The sequence below is a fragment of the Phytohabitans aurantiacus genome (assembly GCF_027923225.1).
GTDB classification, from domain to species: domain Bacteria; phylum Actinomycetota; class Actinomycetes; order Mycobacteriales; family Micromonosporaceae; genus Phytohabitans; species Phytohabitans aurantiacus.
Genome location: NZ_BSDI01000029.1, coordinates 42,147 through 59,697, shown reverse-complemented (window position 1 = coordinate 59,697; position 17,551 = coordinate 42,147). Strand labels below are relative to the sequence as shown.

The window sequence follows — 17,551 nt, the reverse complement described above, 5'->3', positions numbered from 1 at the left end:
GCCGCCCGATCTCGACCGGCGCTAGCCAGGGTTCTGAATGAAGGCGAGGAACTCCCGGCCGAAGTTGGTCGTGATCGCTTGCCAGGCTCCCTGTGCGGTCATCATCCCTCCGAGGGATGCGTTGACAAGTCCTCCAGAGCCAAGCAGGCCGTAATATCTCTCCATCACCTCGCGGCCCTGCACGGCGAGGTCAGGCATGGCATGCTCGATCAGAGTCGGCCGACTCGACGACATCCCAAACTGCGGACGGGTCAGCTCCGGCCGGTCGTCGAACCAGCCGGATGGGTCGTTCAGGAGGTGCAGCATCCGAAAGTGGGTTGGCGTCAGCTGGTCGATTAGGTCGAAGTGCAGCTGCTGCCGGTCGGCGTCCGGTGCGCCTGGTGCGACGGAGTTGATGACCGCGTTCCGGAGTGCCTCGAGCTTTTCCTGGCGTGACGTCTGGTCGGCGATCCGCGTCGCTCGCATGACGGCATCGAAGAACGCGTCCTCATCCGCGAGATGGGCGAAGTCACCAAACCGCTCTTCTAATTCGGCTAGCCTGGGGACCAAGCCCGCGAACCATTTCTCACGTCGCTCGGCCAGCTTTCGCCCCGCCGCCTCCTGGAATGAGATCTGTAGTGGTCCGCCGACCACGGGGATCGCGGCGATGCCCATCTCGACAATGCGCTTTATCGCGTGGCTGCGGTCGCTATCGTTGGGCGGCTTAGGTTCCATGACGAGCAACCGTACCGTAGCGGTGCGCGTCGGTGTGCACTCGTCAGAGCGACTAATATCTACGATCCGAGGGGCAACCGGCCACCCCGCCCGGATGGGCGATCCGATGCGCGGCAGTTGCGGCTTCGCCTCACTTGTCCGGCATGATTTAGTGCGCTGTCATCGACCAATCAGTACGCCTAAGCCCGGCAGCTATATCCGGATGTCCACTCGGCTTGGCGCGCCGGCGAAATCCTCACTACCGGTCGGCCTTCCACTCCTCGGCCGTCTCGCAGGCGGCGACGAGATTGATGGCCATCTCCTCGGTCCGTCCCTCGGCCTGCCAGATTTCGAGGACCTTCTGGGTCTCGGCTTCGCTCGGGAACAGGCCGGCCTGGTAGAAGATGTTCCCGTCGCGATTCGCGAGAACGTCTTCATCGCCGGCATCGAGGCCGAGAAGCTGAAGCTCACTGCCTGCTTCGACCTCGGCCCGATGCTCGGTGCCGCAGACCCCGTCCAGGTGTTCGACCAGACGTTCGATCCGGAGACGGTGATCGTCACACCGAAGGAGATGCGGTGACCGACGAGACCGTGGCGGAGTCTGGCGACGATCGTGACGAGGGTGAGAAGGGCATCGAGCTCACTCCAGAGCAGACGGAAACCCTCCGCAGTTCCATCGCGAGCATCCAGCGGTCGCTGGCACCCCAGATCAAACTGCCGACCTTCACTCTCCCCGAATCCGCGTTCAAGAACGTCATCGCGATCTCCGGGATCGTCGAAGCCCAGCAGGCCCTGATGGCCGACGCGATCAGGCCGATCCTGGACGCGCAGGCGGCTTGGCGGAATCAGATCTCAGGCGGCATCGCAGAGTCGCTGGCGTCCGCGTCCAAGATCACCTCGATGTTGGCCGAGCAGCAGTCCGCCTGGCTCAGGAGCCTCGGGCCAACGATCGCCGCGATGCGCGCAGCCTTCTACCCGCCGAACCTCCGGGCCATCCAGGGTCTGAAGTTCGCGGAGGTGAACACGGTCGTCATGGTGGACGGCATCCCACTGTACGGCCTGCCGCGCACGGCCACGGCTGACGCGCTGATTCGGGCCGACGGGGCGAGCGAGCGCCGGCGGATCCTCGGCCGTCGGTGGAGGACCATCTCGGCCGACTGCCGCACGGTCGTCATGGGCTGCGAGTCGCAAGCCGTCGCCCCGTACGTTCCCTTCGCGGTGGCCGCTCTGGAAGCACTGGACGAGGGCCACACTGCGGCGGCGCAGGCGCTTGCCGGCTCCCTCGTCGACGCCATCCTGAACGCGTACTTCGGGAAGGACCGCTACAAGTACACGCCCGACCGGAACGGCAAGCGGACGAAGGACGCCTACGACGAGTTCAGCATCCGGCAGTTCACGGCGTTCGCTCCCATGTGGCAGGCATACCAGCAGTTCTTCGTCACGGACGGCGACAAGGTACCTACGACGTTTAGCCGCAACGCGACCGCGCACACGGTGAGCCCGCGCCAGTTCAACCGACGCAACGCGGTCCAGGGCCTCATGCTCGCCTGCAGCCTGCTGTACCGCCTTGACGAGGAGGCCGCGTCGGTCGAGGCGGATGCGTGACCACAGTAGTCCGGCCGAGGTGACACGAGTGGCCTCCCGGTCGATGTCAGCCCTTCTCGGGCCCTCGCACCCTCGTACGGCTCCCGGCGGAGGCCGATTGAGAACATCGCCGACCGGGCCGAGGGCGACGCCGCACGATTTCCGCAAGGCGAGTACGGCGACGTGTTGAAGGCCATCACCGACGTACGCCGGTTCTTCGAATCCGACTACGTGTCCACGGCGGTGAGGCCGAGGTCGTCACAGTGTCAGCCCTCCCGGACACGGTCTAAGCCCTCCGGGAAGTCGCCAATGATGTTGGGGCAGCCCTCGCTCTCCGACGGGACCGAACCGCGGCACACCTGTACGTTTTGGACCAGATGCCACGTCGGGACACCGATGTAAAAGCTGGAGTCCCACCAGTGCGACTCTTTGCCGTCGCAACAGAAGTAGTTTTCCCTAGCGAACGCACCCCACACTCTCCACTTATGCATTCCGGTACAACAGTACTTGGTGACGATCTTTCGGCAGGGGTACGGGATGCGCCATTTCGAGCACCACCCCCAGGCTCTCACCTCCCGAGCTTCCCAGGCCACGGTGAACCCCCTTCCGAGCGGTTTCTCGCTAGGACATTCAAGGTAGTCGCTGTTGGCGACTTGGTGCCAGGGTTTGGGTTGGTTTGATTCGGACGTACGTCGATCAAAAGGCTGCCACCGTCGTCGGGTTCCGCTCAGAGCGGGTCCCACCTTCAGCACCCGGGACATACTCTGAGGCGACGACCCGATGTCCGAACACGGGGCGCGGCGGCGCAATGATCTCAGGTGTGCACCGCCTTGTGGCACTGCGGCGACCGCCGACATTCTCCGCTCTTGTCCCTTGAGCAGCACCGCATCCATGCCGGTGATCAGGGTCCCGACCCCTAAGCCCACGTCGCACCGGGTTGCGGAACCAACGCTGGTCTCCAGCCGGATGCCCCAGCCCCTGGGCGGTCGGGCACTTGGGCGATGGCATATCGACCGCGCCGCACCAGCCACGTCCGCAGATACCTCAACCAGCGGACTCGCCGGATTTCACGTGAACGCGACGCGGGCTCAGAGCGGGACACTATAGTCAGTCATCAGCCGTCGGTCATAAACGTGACGGAGCGACGGATCGCTCCAAGCAGCAACAGTCCGGACCTCTAGTCATCGACCTGATTTCAGTGAGCCGGTAGCTCAGGACCAGGAACACCAGGTACGTGCAGGCGAGGACCGGCCGGCATATCCAATCTGCCACCGTTGTCTCAGGAGCGACGAGAGAAGGAGGCAAGAATGCCGGTTGCAGCAGCGTTGGGCGAGACCCTAGTCAGTCTGGACAAGCTCGACGAGATCGCGGAAGAGTCGGAGGGCGAAGTCATCGACTTCGTGACCAGGGAAGAGGTCGACGAAACCTTCTCCCTGCCAGTCGGCGACAATCTGAACCTCGGCCCGGCCGAATTCCTGCAGGCGCGAGTGGTGCACTCCCCAACCAATCCGTACGAGGGGATTGGCTTCGGCAAGCCTTTGACAATCGTGATCGAAGCGATCTACGTTGGGGACTACCCAGATGCATTGAAGTGGGTGCCCGGATTCAATGTCGGCGACGTCCTAGTCACGTCGGCGAACAAGGCCTTCCACGTCTTCGATTCCGCGCCACGTTCAGTACACCTGTTGGAGCCCCGCACAGAACGCCGCTCATTTATCAAGGCGAGAGCGAGCGACCAGGGGTCCCAGCTTGTCTATTACTCGCCGGCTGTCGATACTATGAGCATTCTTTTCAGTGTCGAACTCAGCTCCGACCGAGACTTGAACTCGACGCTGGGTGAGAGTTTCGCTAAGGCATTATCGACCGCGGGCGCGCTACCCGTGTTTGCTCCAGCAGCGCCGTACCTTGTCGCCGCGGGAGCCGTGATCCCAATTGCGATGAAGGCAGCGCAATTGCTCGCTCGGCCCCAAATGTTCTTCGCCGAAGACGTCGAGCTGAACTTCCAGCGACCGGGCGTGAAGCTCGCACAGCCGGGGGCACTCGTCCTGTATCCGCACGCTGACGAATCGCCCTTTTCTGAACGCTACAAGCTCGGTGCAGACTTCGTTCTACGGGATGTGGAGAGCGGCGAAGCGTATGACGGTCCACTGCCGTACATTGTCATCAGTTTGGACGGGACGGAGCATACCGAACTCAAGGGATGGTCGGCACAGGCGGCATCAGCGGAACTGCTCGAGCGCTTCATCCAACCGGACGAACTGATTTCCAAGACCCTCGATGTCGTAACCGAAAGCTTGGCGCTCTACAACGACATGCAGTACCGGCACAAGGCGGCCGAGGCCCTCGATGCAGCCGGTAAGGCGACGGGCGCTGAGAAGAAGGAGGAGGAGCTGGCAAAATACCAGGCGTACGTCAAGAACATCCAGAACAAGGAGATCCGGAAGACCATCGAGAAGACCGAACATGAGGCTCCCGGTACTGCCGGCCCGAAGGACGATGAGTAGCGGAAAATCGGGAAGACTCTGCGGCTGTCAGCATCCGGTCCGCATGGTGTGCTGGACGGCCCCGTCACAGTGTCTCCTTGTCCGGCTACCTGATCGAATCGACTGCGTTGTGGATTGAGTAGCGGGCTGGTGCAGCCGACCGCTGCCGCATATGACCTGTCACCGGGTTGACAGCGCCGGCGCCGCCACCCCGGCTCAGTTGGCGCGGATCTCGTCGCCGGTGGTGTGGCCGAACTCGGGCTCTCGTTGTCGGTGGCGGTCAGGCTCCACTTCCCGCCCAGCATCAGCGGCGCGCTGAACTCGCCGGACGCCGTCAGCCGTCGCTGCGGTTCGAGCGCGAGCCGCAGGTTTCCCCGCTCGTCGGGGCCAAGGTCCCGGGCCACGGTCTCCGGCTCGACCTTCGCCGTACCGGTCAGGGAGACCAGTCGAAGGCCGAGCACGCTCGCCGAGGCGGAGATGTCGGCGGAGCCGGTCATGGTCTGCGACTGGAACAGCAGCTCAGTGAGGCTCTGCTTGTTGAGCGTCACCTTGTCGCCGATGGGTATCCGGAGGTCGGCGCTGATGTTGAGCTTCGCGCTAAGCAGCCCGCCGACATTCGCCTCCAGCTCACCCTTGCCGAACATGCGGACGTAGTGCTCCTCGGGATGCCAGTCGGCCACGCCGGCCGCCTTCGCCTTCAGCGGGCCGAGCGTGTGGGGTGCCATTTGGCGGTTCCGCGGTTCTCGGGCACCGAGTAGACCTACTGCGGCGAAGTCAGCCTGGCTGGCGCCGGTCACGGTGGCAAGGACACGAGGTCTGGGACGAGCCCAGCCGCCATACTCGCAGCACTCAAGCGGCGCGACGGTATTCATGAATTAGTACTCCAACGTCACTTGGCTTTGCGTGCGGCGTGGCGTGGGTATGAGGACGGCCACCGCGTGATCATCGATGGTTTGTGAGGACAACCGAAGATCGTGCGATGGCCGTTGGCCATAGCGTAGACCCCGTCCGATGGCGGGCCGTGCTGGACACTGCGGCAGACCGGATAGCGAGCCGGTTCAGCCGGGCCGAACCACGACAGACCGCAGCCGCGTTCGTGGAAGGGCTGCTGTCCACACTGGAACGCAAGACCTGCTGGTCCCTAGCTGAGCGGGCTGGGCTGGCCGATCCACAGCCGATGCAGCGGCTGCTACGCACCGCGGTCTGGGAGGCCGACCATGTCCGCGACGACGTACGCGAGTGGCTCGTCGAACATTTAGCCCATTCAGACGGCGTGCTGGTCGTCGACGAGACCGGCTTCCTGAAGAAAGGCAACGGTTCGGTCGGGGTGCAACGCCAGTACACCGGCACCGCCGGACGCATCGAAAACAGCCAGGTCGCCGTGTTCCTAGCCTATTGCTCCCCGCGCGGGCGCGGGCTGATCGACCGCCGCATCTACCTACCAGAAGGCACCTGGTGCGCCCAGCCCACCCGGCGGACCACCGCCGGCATCCCGAAACAGATCCGATTCGCCACCAAACCAGCCCTGGCAACCCAAATGATCACCGACGCCATCCAGGCTGGTGCCCCGGCCGGCTGGGTCACCGGCGACGAGGTCTACGGCGCCGACCCCGACCTACGCGCCTGGCTGGAAAACAACCAGATCGGCTACGTACTCGCCGTCGCCTGCGACCGACGCGTGGCGGTCAACGACGGCCGCACCCTGGTCCGCGCCGACGAACTGGCCGCCCGCATCCCCCACCGCGAATGGCAGCTACACAGCTGCGGCCCCGGCGCGAAAGGACCCCGCGACTACCTGTGGGCGTGGATCACCACCGCCACCGCCCCTGGTGAGCACCGCTGGCTGCTGATCCGCCGCCACCGCACCACCGGCGAACTGGCCTTCTACCTGTGCTGGTCACCCCACCCGGTGCCGCTACACACCCTGGTCCGGGTAGCCGGCACCCGCTGGAGCATCGAAGAACTGTTCCAGACCGGCAAAGGCCAGGTCGGTCTCGACCACTACCAGGTGCGCGGCTGGACCGGCTGGCATCGCTTCATCACCCTGGCCATGCTCGCCCTCGCCGTGTTGACGATCCTGACCGCCATCAGCGTCGAGGCCGAGCCGGCCGACGCCGACCTGATCACCCTGACCGTCGCCGAAACCCGCCGCCTACTCAACATCCTGATCACCACACACACCACCGACAGCGACCACGCCCTGCGCTGGTCACTATGGCGACGCAAGAGCCAAGCCCGCGCCCGACGCTCCCACTACGCCCGAAGATCAGCCCCACTACCCAAGTGACGTTGGAGTATTAGGCCGCCGAGAACATCAACTCGTTGCACCGGCGACTCGCGGCCGCTCGGCTCGACCAAAGTCAGCCGAGGAGCCAACCGCAGCGGCCGCAGATCCAGGCTACGGTGTGGCCACACCATGTTGTAGTGCCGCAGATACTCCGTCAGCACCCGACGCAACCGGCGTTGATTCCAGACCAGCGTCCAATCTAGACACTCAGTCCGGACCGTCCGCACCCAGCGCTCCGCGTAGGCATTGGCCCGGGGCGCCCGCGGCGGAATCTTCACCACCTCAATACCCGCCGCGCCGAACACCGCATCAAACATGGCGGTGAACCTCGCGTCCCGGTCCCGAATCAGGTACCGGAAGCGGTGCCCCCGTACCTCCAGGTCCATCACCAGGTTCCGGGCCTGCTGCGCCACCCACGCCCCGGTCGGATACGCGGTGATCCCCACCAGGAACACCGCCCGCCGCTGCACCTCGACCACGAACAGCACATACAACCGCGTCAGCCCGACGGTCTCCACCGTGAAGAAGTCCGTCGGCAGCAGCCCGCTGGCCTGGGTGCGCAGGAACTGAGCCCAGGCTGGCCCGCCCCTGCGCGGGGCCGGTCCAAGGCCATCGCGGCGCAGGATCCGGCGCACCGAGGTCGCCGAGACACGCACGCCCAGGTTGCGGCACTCCCCCACGATCCGCAGATACCCCCAGCGACGATTCTCCCTCGCCAGCCGGACCACAAGCGCCACGATCCCCTCATCCAGACCGCGCCCGCCGCGCCCCGTCCATGGGTAGGCCCACCGCCGCGCGATCAACTCCCGATGCCAGCGCAGCAGCGTTGCGGACGTGACCAGGAAGACCACCCATCGCTCACGGGACAACAGCTTCGCCAGCGCGGCCAACACCATCCGATCCGCCGGTGTATACCTCGGACGCGGCACCTGACGACGCAGCACCGCCAACTGGTGGCGAAGCACCGCGATTCTCCACCGCATCCGCATCCGCATCCGCGTCCGGTGACGGACCGCACCCGAGTACCCCCAGAACCCGGCGAACGATCATCAACGCGACCGTTTGAACCACCACCACCGAGCCTGCCCGACTGCGTCTGCCCAGGCCAGCACCCTCACCCTGACGTGGCACCCCACAGGCCCGCGTCCTGCACGACCTGATCGTCGCGTTCCTCGACACGCCCGCGCTGCACCCGGCCCGGGTGTGGATGGCCGGCCTCACCGGATTTGGTCGGTCTTGTCACGAAGGTGACGGGACCGATGGCGTGCGAGGCAGCGATATGGCCATGACCCGGGACGCGTTGCCGGTACGGATGTTGAGGACGGCTATGGCGAGTTCGCCGGCCGTGGCGCGGCGGTTGACCGTCAGGCGGCGACGGGAGGGACCGGCTCGCGGGGGGTGTATCTGAGCTGGGGTAGCCGGGTGTCGGTGGCCCAGGCGTTGAAGGCTTTGAGGTAGAGGGTGACGTGTTCGCGGGTTTCCCGGCGGCGTAGCGGCTGTCCGGCTTGTTTGCGGGTGTGGTTGAACATCACCCGACGAAACATCAGCCGTGGGTCGCCTTTGGTCAGCCCGGTGCCTTCGATGATGCCGTCGAACCAGGGCGACAGGTCACGGCCGCTGGCCTGGGTGACCAGATAGCTGGCGGCTGCAGCGGCGCTTTTGATCATGCCGGTGGCGGTGGCGATCTGCTCGCCGACGGCGACGAAATCCCGCAACTTCGGATGTTGCTCCAACGTCTGCACGATCTGGTGGTTGGTCACGGCGGCATCACCACCAGACCAGCTCATCTCGGGCCGCTGCTCGTACAGCCATACGGTGCGGACCATGGCGGCCAGCATGACCGCCGACTTCTCCCCTTCGATGGCCAATGCGTCGGCGGCGTTACGGCGTTTGCCGGTGTCCAGCACATCGAACGCCCCGACCGGCACCTCGGTGAACACCGTCATCTCCACAGGGATGCCGGCCTCAATGATGGCGGCCAGCCGATGCTGGCCGTCGACCAGCGCCCCGGTGGTGTCGAACGCGATGCCCTGATGCGTGACCTGCCAATCGCCGCGGCGCATCGCCTCGGCGAAATCGCGGACCGTCCGCTTCGACAGCGGCCGGTTGGCCGTGTTGCGTTCCAGATATTCGCCGGCCTTCTTCGGCGTCACATTCTGAACCTTGCTACGCACAACAACCCTCTCACCACTGCGGCCCGCCGGTCATGACAGTTGTCCCATCATGGCAGCCATCTCCGCCTAACGCGAACGATCCAGGACGACCGCAGGCGCCGGCAGCCAGTTCATCCAGTGTGATGAGAGGGCAGCAGGCACAACCTCATCCCGTAGTCCGGTCGGCCGATTGGACCTTGTTGAACTGCGCGCCGGTTCGGACTCGACGAAGACGCTCAGGTGTCGACCGCGTACCGGGGGTGGCGCTCTGCTTCCACCCGGAAGAGGCGGGCGCGCGTCGACCGCCGGGACTCGGCTCGGGCGGCAACAGTGCCAGCTCCCGGGGAGAGCATCTGGCCGAGCGAGGTGCACGATCTGCTGAGTACCGCAGACGCCGCGACCGCGTGACGTTGCCCCGTGATGAAGACGATCAAGATCCCGGACACGACCGACGCCACGTCTTCGTCTGCCAGGCGCCCAGGTCACCGGCTGCCCCACTGTGACCACCGCCCTCCCGCCGCCGAACCCACGAGGCCAAGACCCGGGCAGCGACGAGGTTGTTCAACCGCTCGTGTGGCCACCGGTCATGCGTGCGATGGGTCGCCGGGCGCTAAACCTCGGCGGCTTGGGAAAATCGAGCGTCATAACCCACAGACGCAAGCCATGTAGATTCCTGGCTGGCTATGCAATATGGGTACTGACCTGCACTGATTCCGGAAGCGCTCGTCCGCGGCAAGCGCATCTGGACAGGGATGCTCGTTGGGGCGCTCGTCTGTTGGGCAATGCCCACGTCCATCGCACACTGAAGCGGTCCGCGTGACCGCCGACGGGGCGGGTTCCTCCAATCGGGGCGGTACGCCGAGGTCGCCGACCCCTTAAGGAGCTGCGCACCCGAGCCGACGCCGGCGACTGGGTAGCCGCGCTGACCAGTGCCGCGTCATACGCTGGGACCAGAACGCACGAGGCACCCGCCACCGACGCGGTCCTGGTGCAACTTCCCCAGCGAGGTATCACCGTGCCGGTGTCAAGACGCGAGCTGCTGGCCGCCCTCGGAATCGGTGCGCTCGGTCGCACCCTCACCACCCTGGACCACGCCGCCGCCGCGATATCCGTCGATGAGATGCTGCTCGCCGAGCTGGCCGACAGCCTGCGCGGCGTGCAGGCCGCCGCCCGCGTCCTGCCGCCTCACCAGTTGATTCAGCCTCTCACCGCCCAGGTTGGGCTCCTTGAAGTCACCCGCCGGCGTGCGCCGCACACCCTCCGCGCCGCCTTCACCCAGCTCCAGGCGCAGCACGCCGAAAGCCTGTCCTGGATGGCCGAGGAGGCCGGCGACCTGCCCAGCGCCATCTACTGGACCGACCGCGCCCAGCACTGGGCCACCCAACTCGGCTGGTCGGCCATGAACTCCTACAGCCACGTGCGTCGCTCAATGCTGGCCATCAGCTTCTCCGGCGACGGCCACGCCGCCATCGAGCAAGCCACTCAAGCCCTGCGCACCCCCGGTGCGCCGGCCCGCATCCGCGGCCTGGCCGCCAAGCAGCTCGCCTACGGCCACTCACTCGCCGGGCACGCCGACGCCAGCAAACAGGCCTTAGACCAAACCCTGGTCCTGTTCGAGGCTGCCGGCCGCGAGCAGGAGACCGGGCCGCTGGTCGGGCAGCGCAGCGTAGCCACCCCCGACCTGCTGGCCATCTACCGGGGGCACCTGCGAGGTCTACCTCGGCGGCGGCGATCAGGCGATCGCGACGCTGACGCCGCGGCTGGAGCAGATCGGCGGCGATCGCGGCGGACCCTGGGCATCACCAGCGCCAAGCTGGCCCAGGCGTACGCACACGCCGACGCACCAGACCAGGCATGCCAGCTCATTCTCGCCACGCTCGACGGAACCGCCGCAGTGGACTCCCTCAGCACCCGCAGCGAACTTCGCCGCGCCCTCCCCCTGCTGGCCCGCTGGCCCCACCGCGACGACGTCGCCGAGGTCCGCCACCGCCTCGCCGCCCTCGGCTGAACCCGGTCACCGACCAAGCAGCCGCACCGGCAACGGCGTCTCCCGCACACCATCCGCGGTCCGTTCCACCCGGTACGCGCCCGCCTTCGCCCGACCAGCCACCGCCTCGACCAAGTCGCTGCCCCGATAGACCAGGCCCGTGCCCACATCCGTGGCGTACCCCACCGCAGGCAGGCTCCCATCCGCCACGAAAGCATGGAACGACTTGCGGCGCTGCTCATAGTGCACCGCGTTGGCGTAGGGAACAAACCCCAGCCCGAGCGCCGGCGCCACCCGCGGACCGAACGAGTCTGTCGTGCCCGCCACATGCCAACACAGCGAACCCGCCGACTCCCCCGCCAGCACCACCCCGGCCTGCCAACACTCGCGCAACAACTCATCGACCCGATGCGCCCGCCACACCGCGATCAGATTGACCAAGCTGCCGCGGTCGACCCAGATCACATCCTGGCGCAGCAGGTGCTTGCGCATGTCAGCAACGGACGGCATGTCAAACAACGCCACATGCGACACCAGGGAGCCGCTAGCGCCGAACGCGCCGTAAAAGCCGGCGATCGCGGCCGGGCTGTCACCACTGGCGGTGGCGAGTAGGCACAGGCGCGGTCGCTCGGGACGCCCCGCCAGCTCGACGGCAAGATCGAAGATTGGGCCTGGTGTCCACGAGCCGCCTCCACGATGGAAGCCCATCGTGGTCGCGAGGATCGTCGGAGCCTCAGCCGGCACGTCTTGATCCTGGCAGACCAGCCGCGAACTCGGGGAGTCGGCGCGGTCAGAGGGAAGCCGTGGCCGCCGGCGGGTAGGAGGCTGGTGCGGCGAACCTAGCTCTTACAGAGCTAGGTTCGCGGGCCACCAGCACACGCTGATGCCGCCCGCATCGGCCGTGCGCGGACAGCAGTCGGCCCGTCAGGGCTGACGCCGTATCGTGCCGGCAGTGAACCACCGTACAAGGATGATGGCCAGGTCGATTGCCATCTCGGCCTGTTCAAGGGTCTCGGATTGGGTCGGGGTCTGGGAACCGTGACGCGAGGTCTGCCCTGTCCACAACCGGTCCATCATCTCGATCAGCGGCGCGATCGTGCCCGGTGTGCCGCCCGCCAGCGAGAACTTGTGCGGGGCGTTGCGCAGCTCGCCGAGCATGGTGCCCAGCGTCGCCTTGGCGTGGTTGGGCTGGATGGTGGCGTGGGCGGCGGCCTCAACGGCTTTGATCGCGTGGCTGTACGCCTGGGGCGGATCCGGACGCAGGGCGTGCACCGCGGTCCAGGCACGGTACAGGTGCTCGGCGGCGGATCCGGTGTTCGGCGCCGGTTGGGCGGTCGCCACTGCCTGGTGGAATGCCTGGGCCGTCGCGGTGTCCGCCCGTCGCACGAGGGCACGGCCGTTGTCGCTGATCCGGTACACTGACCGTGCATCGTCCAAGAGTTGCTGAAGAGAACCCCGGTAATCGGGCGTGATCATACGCAGCAGGGAGGTGTAGGACACTCCGCTACGCGTCGCGTTCGGCGTGAGTTCCGGGCGTACCGGGATCAGGTCCAGAAGCGCGTCGACGATGTCCAGCAGACGTCCAACCGGCGTCTGGTACGCAAGGTGTGAGCGTTGATGGTCGTGCCAGTACGAGGCTGGCACAGGCTCGTCCTCGGTGGCTTCCGGCTCGGGTGGTTCGACGTAGCGCAGGTGTAGGCGCACGAATACCCGGGCGACGCGGTCGGTGCTGGTGCCGGCGGCGTCGTAGATCCAGTCTCGAAGCTCGCCGTGCAGACACCTGGGCACGCCCTCGTGCAGCGCCGCGGCAGGGGCACCGCGCCGGGACAGGGTTTGCCACAGAGGTGTGCTCGTCACGCGAGCACGGTACCGCCCTTATCCGGAGCCGAACCCAGATTTCTCGCGCGACGCCCTACACAAAGGACGGTCACGCTCGCCGCCACGACCGCGACCACGACCGGACGGCCTCGCCCACCTGCCCGTTGTGCCCGCTGGGAAGCCGGTTGACCCCAGCGCATTCCGTGAGGAACCGCTACCACTGGTCGTGTTCGACGATCAGACCGCTCGCCTCGAAGATGAGTGACTGGTGCCTGCCCGTATCACCGATTAGATCCATTGGGCCAACGGCGCGCCGGATGATGCCGCCTACAGCGCCCACGCGCAGACAGCCGGGAGTCTGCCGTCAGATCGCTTGGTGGCGCCGTCACCGGGCCAGACTATGGCCGCCTTGCCGGGTGCTGCCGCGCTGGACAGCCACCGGATGACCGAGGTTAGGTGAGGAGGTCGTCGAACTCGTAGCGTTCCGCTCGCCGAGCCTCGATGTCCGCCCAATCCACGTCGCCCTGCATGGGTACTCCTCGAGATGGCTCGGGAAAACGGATCGCCGCTGAAGTAGTCGCCAATGCCAGGCGGACAACCGCTTCAACGAAGCTTCTTCGCAAATTAGGAGTAAGGCCGTCAAGGTTCGCGACGTGAATTTCTATGCTCATGAGCACTTCTGGATGCGTTCGCTCGATGAAGGCCGCCACGGTTGCAGCCGCCTCGTCAACCTGTATCCCTGCAAGGCGTAGCGCTTCGTTGAGCACCACCATAAAGTGTGATAGCGCCATCGAGTCAGGGATTCCACGCAAGGTAAGTAGACCCACGTATCGCCGTTGCTCGGATGTATCAGGCGCCCACCTCCGTTCGTGCAGTCCAATTATTAGAGCGGTGACGTGAGCGCTTAGATCCTCTAAGGGACCGTCATTTGGCTCACGAGACTGATCAACCAACATTCTTGAACGGGGGACTACGGGCTGTGGGAGTGGATCGGGCACCGGGGTGCCGGCCCCAGGTTCATCGGGCGTAGTGACGCGGATAGCACATTCCGCGGTGACGCCCCGCTCACGGAGCAGTTGCATGACGGCGTACTCGTAGAGGAGTTGTTTGCCAACCGTGTCTGGTGGCCGCCCTACGCTGTATCCGAGTCTGCTCGCTGCTTCGAGAAGCAGGGCGGGAGTAAGAGTGAGGAGGTTCGTTGATGCCGCCTTCTCTGGTTCGGCAAGCTGCCACCAAATCGCAGCATCAACCGTCCATCGCGGCTGTCCAGAATCCAGGAATAGGTACTGCAGCCGCCATCGGAACGCATCGTCGGTCACGCCAACGTAGATTTTCCAATGCCGTCGATCAGGTCCGCCGGGAAGGCTGAGGGCCACTGGATCAAGCAGTCGGCATTGCCCTAGGCTGTTGACGGCAAGAACAGTTCCATCGGGCGGCAGCGAGGGCGGGATGAACGAGCCGTCAACGTTGGGAAAGACCTTTCCGACTTTGCGCAACACCACATCTGATTCGGGAAGGGTGTCCCAGAGCCGGGCGGGTGCATCTTGACGGGCTCGATCCCGCAGGTGCATCGTGACACCGGCCGGTACCTCGTTTTGGGCTTCAAAGGCGTCGATGTCGCCGAGGGACGAACCGTCGATCAGGTCGGCGATGAGGCGCAGGTCGGGCGGCGGCGGTTCGAAGTTGTGCTCAAACATGGTCGTCTCCCGCCCCCTTGATGAGTTCGGCCGCCCGTTGTCTACCTCTTCGTAGGAGATTCTCGACTGCTTTTACAGATCGTCCCAAGACCTCGGCGATTTCGGCGTACGAGGACCCTTCTGCCTTCATCTTGAGCGCAACCCAGGTCGCTTCGTCCAGCCCTCGTTCAAGCAGATTCCTGAGCTCGACATACTCGCTCTGGTTGGGCATGACGTGCTCAGGCATGACGTCGTAGGGATCGGTCATCCATTGCCGGCGATGTTCCCGGTACCACCGTCGGTAGATCGTCGGGTAGACCTGGATACACGCGCCGACGTAATAGGTCAGTAGCGAAGCCCCGCCATCGGGCTGCCATTTGTTTTCCAGCAAGGCGACCCTGCGGAACAACACCGCGCCTTCGACGGCGGCGTCGGTGGCCAAGTCTTTGAAGACTTCGCGGTCGATTCCCTCCGGGAACTCACCCACAGGTCGGCCGGCATCCCGGCATTTTCGGTGCATCTTTCCGCTCTTCAGCCATGACAGGCAGTACCGATAGCCGGTCTTGACGAGCCGTTCGGCCACCAAGTCGTATTCCGGGCCTGCGAAGTTGTTCTTGGCCAGGTGTTCGACGAGCTGTTGGTCACCCGCCCGGAAACCGGATTCTCCCTGGCGGGGGGCCTTCGTCGCGGACGGGTGGACCGACGATGATAAACCACGGAGCCTGCCATCGCGAATTTCCTTCTCGTAGGCGAGGGTAGGGTCAAATTCGGGAAGATCGAAACCGTGTCCTGTCCCTCGCGCCTGTTGTATGTCGGACGAGGGCATCTCAGAGTTCTCATCAGGATGGACCTCAGGTATTGCCTGAGAAAGATCAGGTGGCCGGACAGCTGTGGCTCCGCTATCGGTACGCTCTGGATCCCAATGCACGTCCATTGGCGAGAGCCCCTTACGGTCTTGTGATCTACGGTCCGAGTCGTATGCCACGGCGCGGCCGTTCCCCCTCGGCGACTCCGCAAGATTTTCTTGTGGGCCTTCCCATAGATCATTAAAGGGGGAACGCCCAGTACCGCCGCATAGTACCCAAGCACAACACCACTGGGCTTCTCGACCGATCCGGAGATAAACAATGACCATCCCCACCCCCGGCAGCACCACTTCACCGTCCCAGCCGTCCAGCCCGCCGAGCGCCCCGGCCGTCCCCCGCTGGATGTGGATCGTGCTCATGCTGCTGACCGGCTGCATCACCGGTGGCGCGGCCGCACTGCTGTCACACGCCGCGGGCAACAACGTCCCTACCGCCCTGCTCACCGGCGGCGGCGCGTTCGCAGGCACAGTCCTGCTGCTGCTGGCCATCGCCCACTACATCGGCGGAAAGGAGTGACCTGGCCCTGGCCAGGTATCCAAGCTGATCAGCAGCACTCGCAAGATCCACGGTGACGGGCCTCCAAACGGGGACCCGTCACCGCGTTTGTCTACAGGCGATGCCCGCGCGTCAACCCCGCCAGGCGCACCACGTTCGGCACCGACCCTGAACCCCGTGCTCACGCCCGGCTGGAGAATCAGGCGGAGGCCACCCCGAGACGTGGCGAGGGCCTGAGCAAGCGCCCATCGATTGCCACCACAGGAGGAGCGCGATCCAAACCGGACGATCTCGGGTGCATCCGGACCTTGGCCCGCGTGCCAGGCGGACGTTACCGCCGCCGAGCGGCGTCAGCAGGGTCGTGCGAGGGTGCGAGAAGACCGGCTGCAGGGCGATGCCGCCTGCATCAGGCCAGCGCGGTGACCACCACGGCGGCCAGAATGTAGACCTCTTGCTGGGCGGCGCCGTCGAAGGTGTGCCGGATGTACCGGTCGGTGGTGCTGCCGGTGCCGTGGCCCAGGACGCGGGAGATGACCGCCCGAGGCACGCCAGCGGCCTCGGCGGCGGTGGCGAACCCGGCGCGCAACGAGTGGCCGGCGAGTTGGTCGACGACCTCGGCCGGCTGGCCGGCGGCCGCAGCGGTGGCCTTGACCGCGCGGGCGACGTGCCGGTCGGTCAGCGCGGTGCGCCGCACCTGCCCGCCGGGGGTGATGCCGGACAGCAGCGGGATTTCGCCGGTGCGGGGCGGCCGGGGCGGTGTAGGTGGTCGCGGCGGCCGGTGGCGTCCAGCCAGGCCAGGACCGCGCGGACCGGGCATAGCCAGGCCACCGGCTCCGGTGCCCAGGGCAGGTCGACGCGGCGGCCGGTGCCGGTCGGGTCGGTCTTGGAGCGCGCGACGAGCAGCCGCAGCCCTTCCGGTACGAGCTCCAGGTGGTCCGCGGGCAGCCCGGCGAGTTCCTCGCGGCGGGGCGCGGCCAGGAAGCCGACGGTGAGCAGGCACCGGTCGCGCAGCGCGGCCAGGTACGCGCGGCGGGCCGGCAGCGGCGCGGCCGGCCCGGGGTCGTCGGCGGGTGGGGTGGTGGGCAGGGTGGCGAGCATCGCGTGCAGCAGCGGCAGCCCGACGCGCCGACACCCTCGGCCGGTCGCCCGTGCACGCGGCGCACGCCGTCGCGGATGCGGCGTAGCCGGGGGTCGTCGGTGGGTGGCAGCAGCCCGGCGTCCAGGTGCCGGTCGCGGATCGCGGCGAGCCGTCCGTCCATGGTGGACACCGCGAGGCCGTCGCGGGCCATCTGCGCCAGGAACAGCGCGACCACCTCGGCGTCGGCCGGCGGCCCGGGCGCGAAGCCGAACTCGGCGCACCAGTCGGCGAACGCGGTCCAGCCGGTGTCGTACTTGCGGACCGTGCCGGCGGCCCGGGACGCCTGCGCGTAGCCGGCGACGTCGGCGGCCAGGTCCCGCAGCCGGGCCAAGGCGGCGCCGTCGCGCGGCTGGTGGCTGGCCAGCCAGCGG

The 17,551-nt window shown here is 66.2% G+C and carries 16 protein-coding genes; 6 read left to right on the top strand and 10 right to left on the bottom strand.

The genetic code is table 11. The features are described from left to right. Positions 1 to 21: 21 nt before the first annotated feature. Entirely contained in the window at positions 22 to 714 is a 693-nt protein-coding gene (locus QMG73_RS26025; RefSeq protein WP_281899911.1) for a hypothetical protein, read from the bottom strand. 94 nt (positions 715 to 808) lie between these two features. Here QMG73_RS26025 and QMG73_RS26020 point away from each other — a divergent pair, with 94 nt between their 5' ends. The 4 genes from QMG73_RS26020 to QMG73_RS26005 all read left to right on the top strand — a co-directional run bounded on the left by QMG73_RS26020 (position 809) and on the right by QMG73_RS26005 (position 7,047). Then, entirely contained in the window at positions 809 to 1,273 is a 465-nt protein-coding gene (locus tag QMG73_RS26020) for a hypothetical protein (RefSeq protein WP_281899909.1), read from the top strand. Next, on the top strand, positions 1,270 to 2,298 hold the full coding sequence (locus QMG73_RS26015; RefSeq protein WP_281899907.1) for a hypothetical protein: 1,029 nt from the start codon (positions 1,270 to 1,272) through the stop codon (positions 2,296 to 2,298). The genes QMG73_RS26020 and QMG73_RS26015 overlap by 4 nt, the downstream gene beginning before the upstream one ends. 1,286 nt (positions 2,299 to 3,584) lie before the next feature. Beyond that, on the top strand, positions 3,585 to 4,781 hold the full coding sequence (locus QMG73_RS26010) for a hypothetical protein (protein ID WP_281899905.1): 1,197 nt from the start codon (positions 3,585 to 3,587) through the stop codon (positions 4,779 to 4,781). A 958-nt stretch (positions 4,782 to 5,739) separates the two neighbouring features. Next, positions 5,740 to 7,047, top strand: coding sequence for an IS701 family transposase (locus tag QMG73_RS26005; RefSeq protein WP_281899904.1), 1,308 nt, complete (start codon positions 5,740 to 5,742; stop codon positions 7,045 to 7,047). On the opposite strand, the gene QMG73_RS26000 is transcribed toward QMG73_RS26005, so the two are convergent. From QMG73_RS26000 to QMG73_RS25990, 3 genes are all read right to left on the bottom strand, one after another. Beyond that, positions 7,014 to 8,012: an integrase core domain-containing protein gene (locus QMG73_RS26000; RefSeq protein WP_281899903.1), complete on the bottom strand. Its 999-nt coding sequence runs from the start codon at positions 8,010 to 8,012 to the stop codon at positions 7,014 to 7,016. The two genes, QMG73_RS26005 and QMG73_RS26000, sit on opposite strands and share 34 nt — an antisense overlap. 149 nt (positions 8,013 to 8,161) lie before the next feature. Next, positions 8,162 to 8,290 carry a hypothetical protein gene (locus QMG73_RS25995; RefSeq protein WP_281899902.1) on the bottom strand — a complete coding sequence of 43 codons (129 nt, stop codon included), beginning with the start codon at positions 8,288 to 8,290 and terminating at the stop codon, positions 8,162 to 8,164. A 121-nt stretch (positions 8,291 to 8,411) separates the two neighbouring features. After that, a complete protein-coding gene (locus QMG73_RS25990; protein ID WP_281899901.1) occupies positions 8,412 to 9,200 on the bottom strand; it encodes a hypothetical protein in 789 nt (262 codons plus the stop codon). A 1,021-nt stretch (positions 9,201 to 10,221) separates the two neighbouring features. On the opposite strand from QMG73_RS25990, the gene QMG73_RS25985 reads away from it, so the two are divergent. After that, positions 10,222 to 11,208, top strand: coding sequence for a hypothetical protein (locus tag QMG73_RS25985; RefSeq protein WP_281899900.1), 987 nt, complete (start codon positions 10,222 to 10,224; stop codon positions 11,206 to 11,208). Between the two features lie 6 nt (positions 11,209 to 11,214). Here QMG73_RS25985 and QMG73_RS25980 read toward each other — a convergent pair whose 3' ends face one another. From QMG73_RS25980 to QMG73_RS25965, 4 genes are all read right to left on the bottom strand, one after another. Then, positions 11,215 to 11,895, bottom strand: a complete 681-nt coding sequence (locus tag QMG73_RS25980; RefSeq protein ID WP_407676862.1) for a Type 1 glutamine amidotransferase-like domain-containing protein — start codon at positions 11,893 to 11,895, stop codon at positions 11,215 to 11,217. 216 nt (positions 11,896 to 12,111) lie between these two features. Then, positions 12,112 to 13,044 carry a hypothetical protein gene (locus QMG73_RS25975; RefSeq protein WP_281899896.1) on the bottom strand — a complete coding sequence of 311 codons (933 nt, stop codon included), beginning with the start codon at positions 13,042 to 13,044 and terminating at the stop codon, positions 12,112 to 12,114. A 413-nt stretch (positions 13,045 to 13,457) separates the two neighbouring features. After that, on the bottom strand, positions 13,458 to 14,702 hold the full coding sequence (locus tag QMG73_RS25970; RefSeq protein ID WP_281899895.1) for a hypothetical protein: 1,245 nt from the start codon (positions 14,700 to 14,702) through the stop codon (positions 13,458 to 13,460). Continuing rightward, positions 14,695 to 15,507 carry an RNA polymerase sigma factor gene (locus QMG73_RS25965; protein ID WP_281899894.1) on the bottom strand — a complete coding sequence of 271 codons (813 nt, stop codon included), beginning with the start codon at positions 15,505 to 15,507 and terminating at the stop codon, positions 14,695 to 14,697. The genes QMG73_RS25970 and QMG73_RS25965 overlap by 8 nt, the downstream gene beginning before the upstream one ends. A 301-nt stretch (positions 15,508 to 15,808) precedes the next feature. On the opposite strand from QMG73_RS25965, the gene QMG73_RS25960 reads away from it, so the two are divergent. Next, on the top strand, positions 15,809 to 16,063 hold the full coding sequence (locus QMG73_RS25960; RefSeq protein WP_281899892.1) for a hypothetical protein: 255 nt from the start codon (positions 15,809 to 15,811) through the stop codon (positions 16,061 to 16,063). Positions 16,064 to 16,448: 385 nt separating this feature from the next. Here the strand turns inward: QMG73_RS25960 and QMG73_RS25955 are convergent, their stop codons facing one another. Next, the gene (locus tag QMG73_RS25955; protein ID WP_281899875.1) at positions 16,449 to 16,736 is read right to left on the bottom strand and encodes a tyrosine-type recombinase/integrase; all 288 of its coding nucleotides are present in this window, start codon (positions 16,734 to 16,736) and stop codon (positions 16,449 to 16,451) included. Continuing rightward, complete coding sequence (locus tag QMG73_RS25950) at positions 16,718 to 17,140, bottom strand: site-specific integrase (RefSeq protein ID WP_281899874.1); 423 nt, start codon at positions 17,138 to 17,140, stop codon at positions 16,718 to 16,720. The genes QMG73_RS25955 and QMG73_RS25950 overlap by 19 nt, the downstream gene beginning before the upstream one ends. Positions 17,141 to 17,551: the final 411 nt, after the last annotated feature.

Excerpts from the sequence above, each read along its gene's own strand:
- QMG73_RS25980 (WP_407676862.1), bottom strand. The coding sequence starts at position 11,895 with ATGGGCTTCCATCGTGGAGGCGGCTCGTGGACACCAGGCCCAATCTTC.
- QMG73_RS26020 (WP_281899909.1), top strand. The coding sequence starts at position 809 with ATGGGCGATCCGATGCGCGGCAGTTGCGGCTTCGCCTCACTTGTCCGG.
- QMG73_RS26010 (WP_281899905.1), top strand. The coding sequence starts at position 3,585 with ATGCCGGTTGCAGCAGCGTTGGGCGAGACCCTAGTCAGTCTGGACAAG.
- QMG73_RS25960 (WP_281899892.1), top strand. The coding sequence starts at position 15,809 with ATGACCATCCCCACCCCCGGCAGCACCACTTCACCGTCCCAGCCGTCC.
- QMG73_RS25970 (WP_281899895.1), bottom strand. The coding sequence starts at position 14,702 with ATGTTTGAGCACAACTTCGAACCGCCGCCGCCCGACCTGCGCCTCATC.
- QMG73_RS25965 (WP_281899894.1), bottom strand. The coding sequence starts at position 15,507 with ATGCCCTCGTCCGACATACAACAGGCGCGAGGGACAGGACACGGTTTC.
- QMG73_RS26005 (WP_281899904.1), top strand. The coding sequence starts at position 5,740 with ATGGCCGTTGGCCATAGCGTAGACCCCGTCCGATGGCGGGCCGTGCTG.
- QMG73_RS25950 (WP_281899874.1), bottom strand. The coding sequence starts at position 17,140 with ATGCTCGCCACCCTGCCCACCACCCCACCCGCCGACGACCCCGGGCCG.
- QMG73_RS26025 (WP_281899911.1), bottom strand. The coding sequence starts at position 714 with ATGGAACCTAAGCCGCCCAACGATAGCGACCGCAGCCACGCGATAAAG.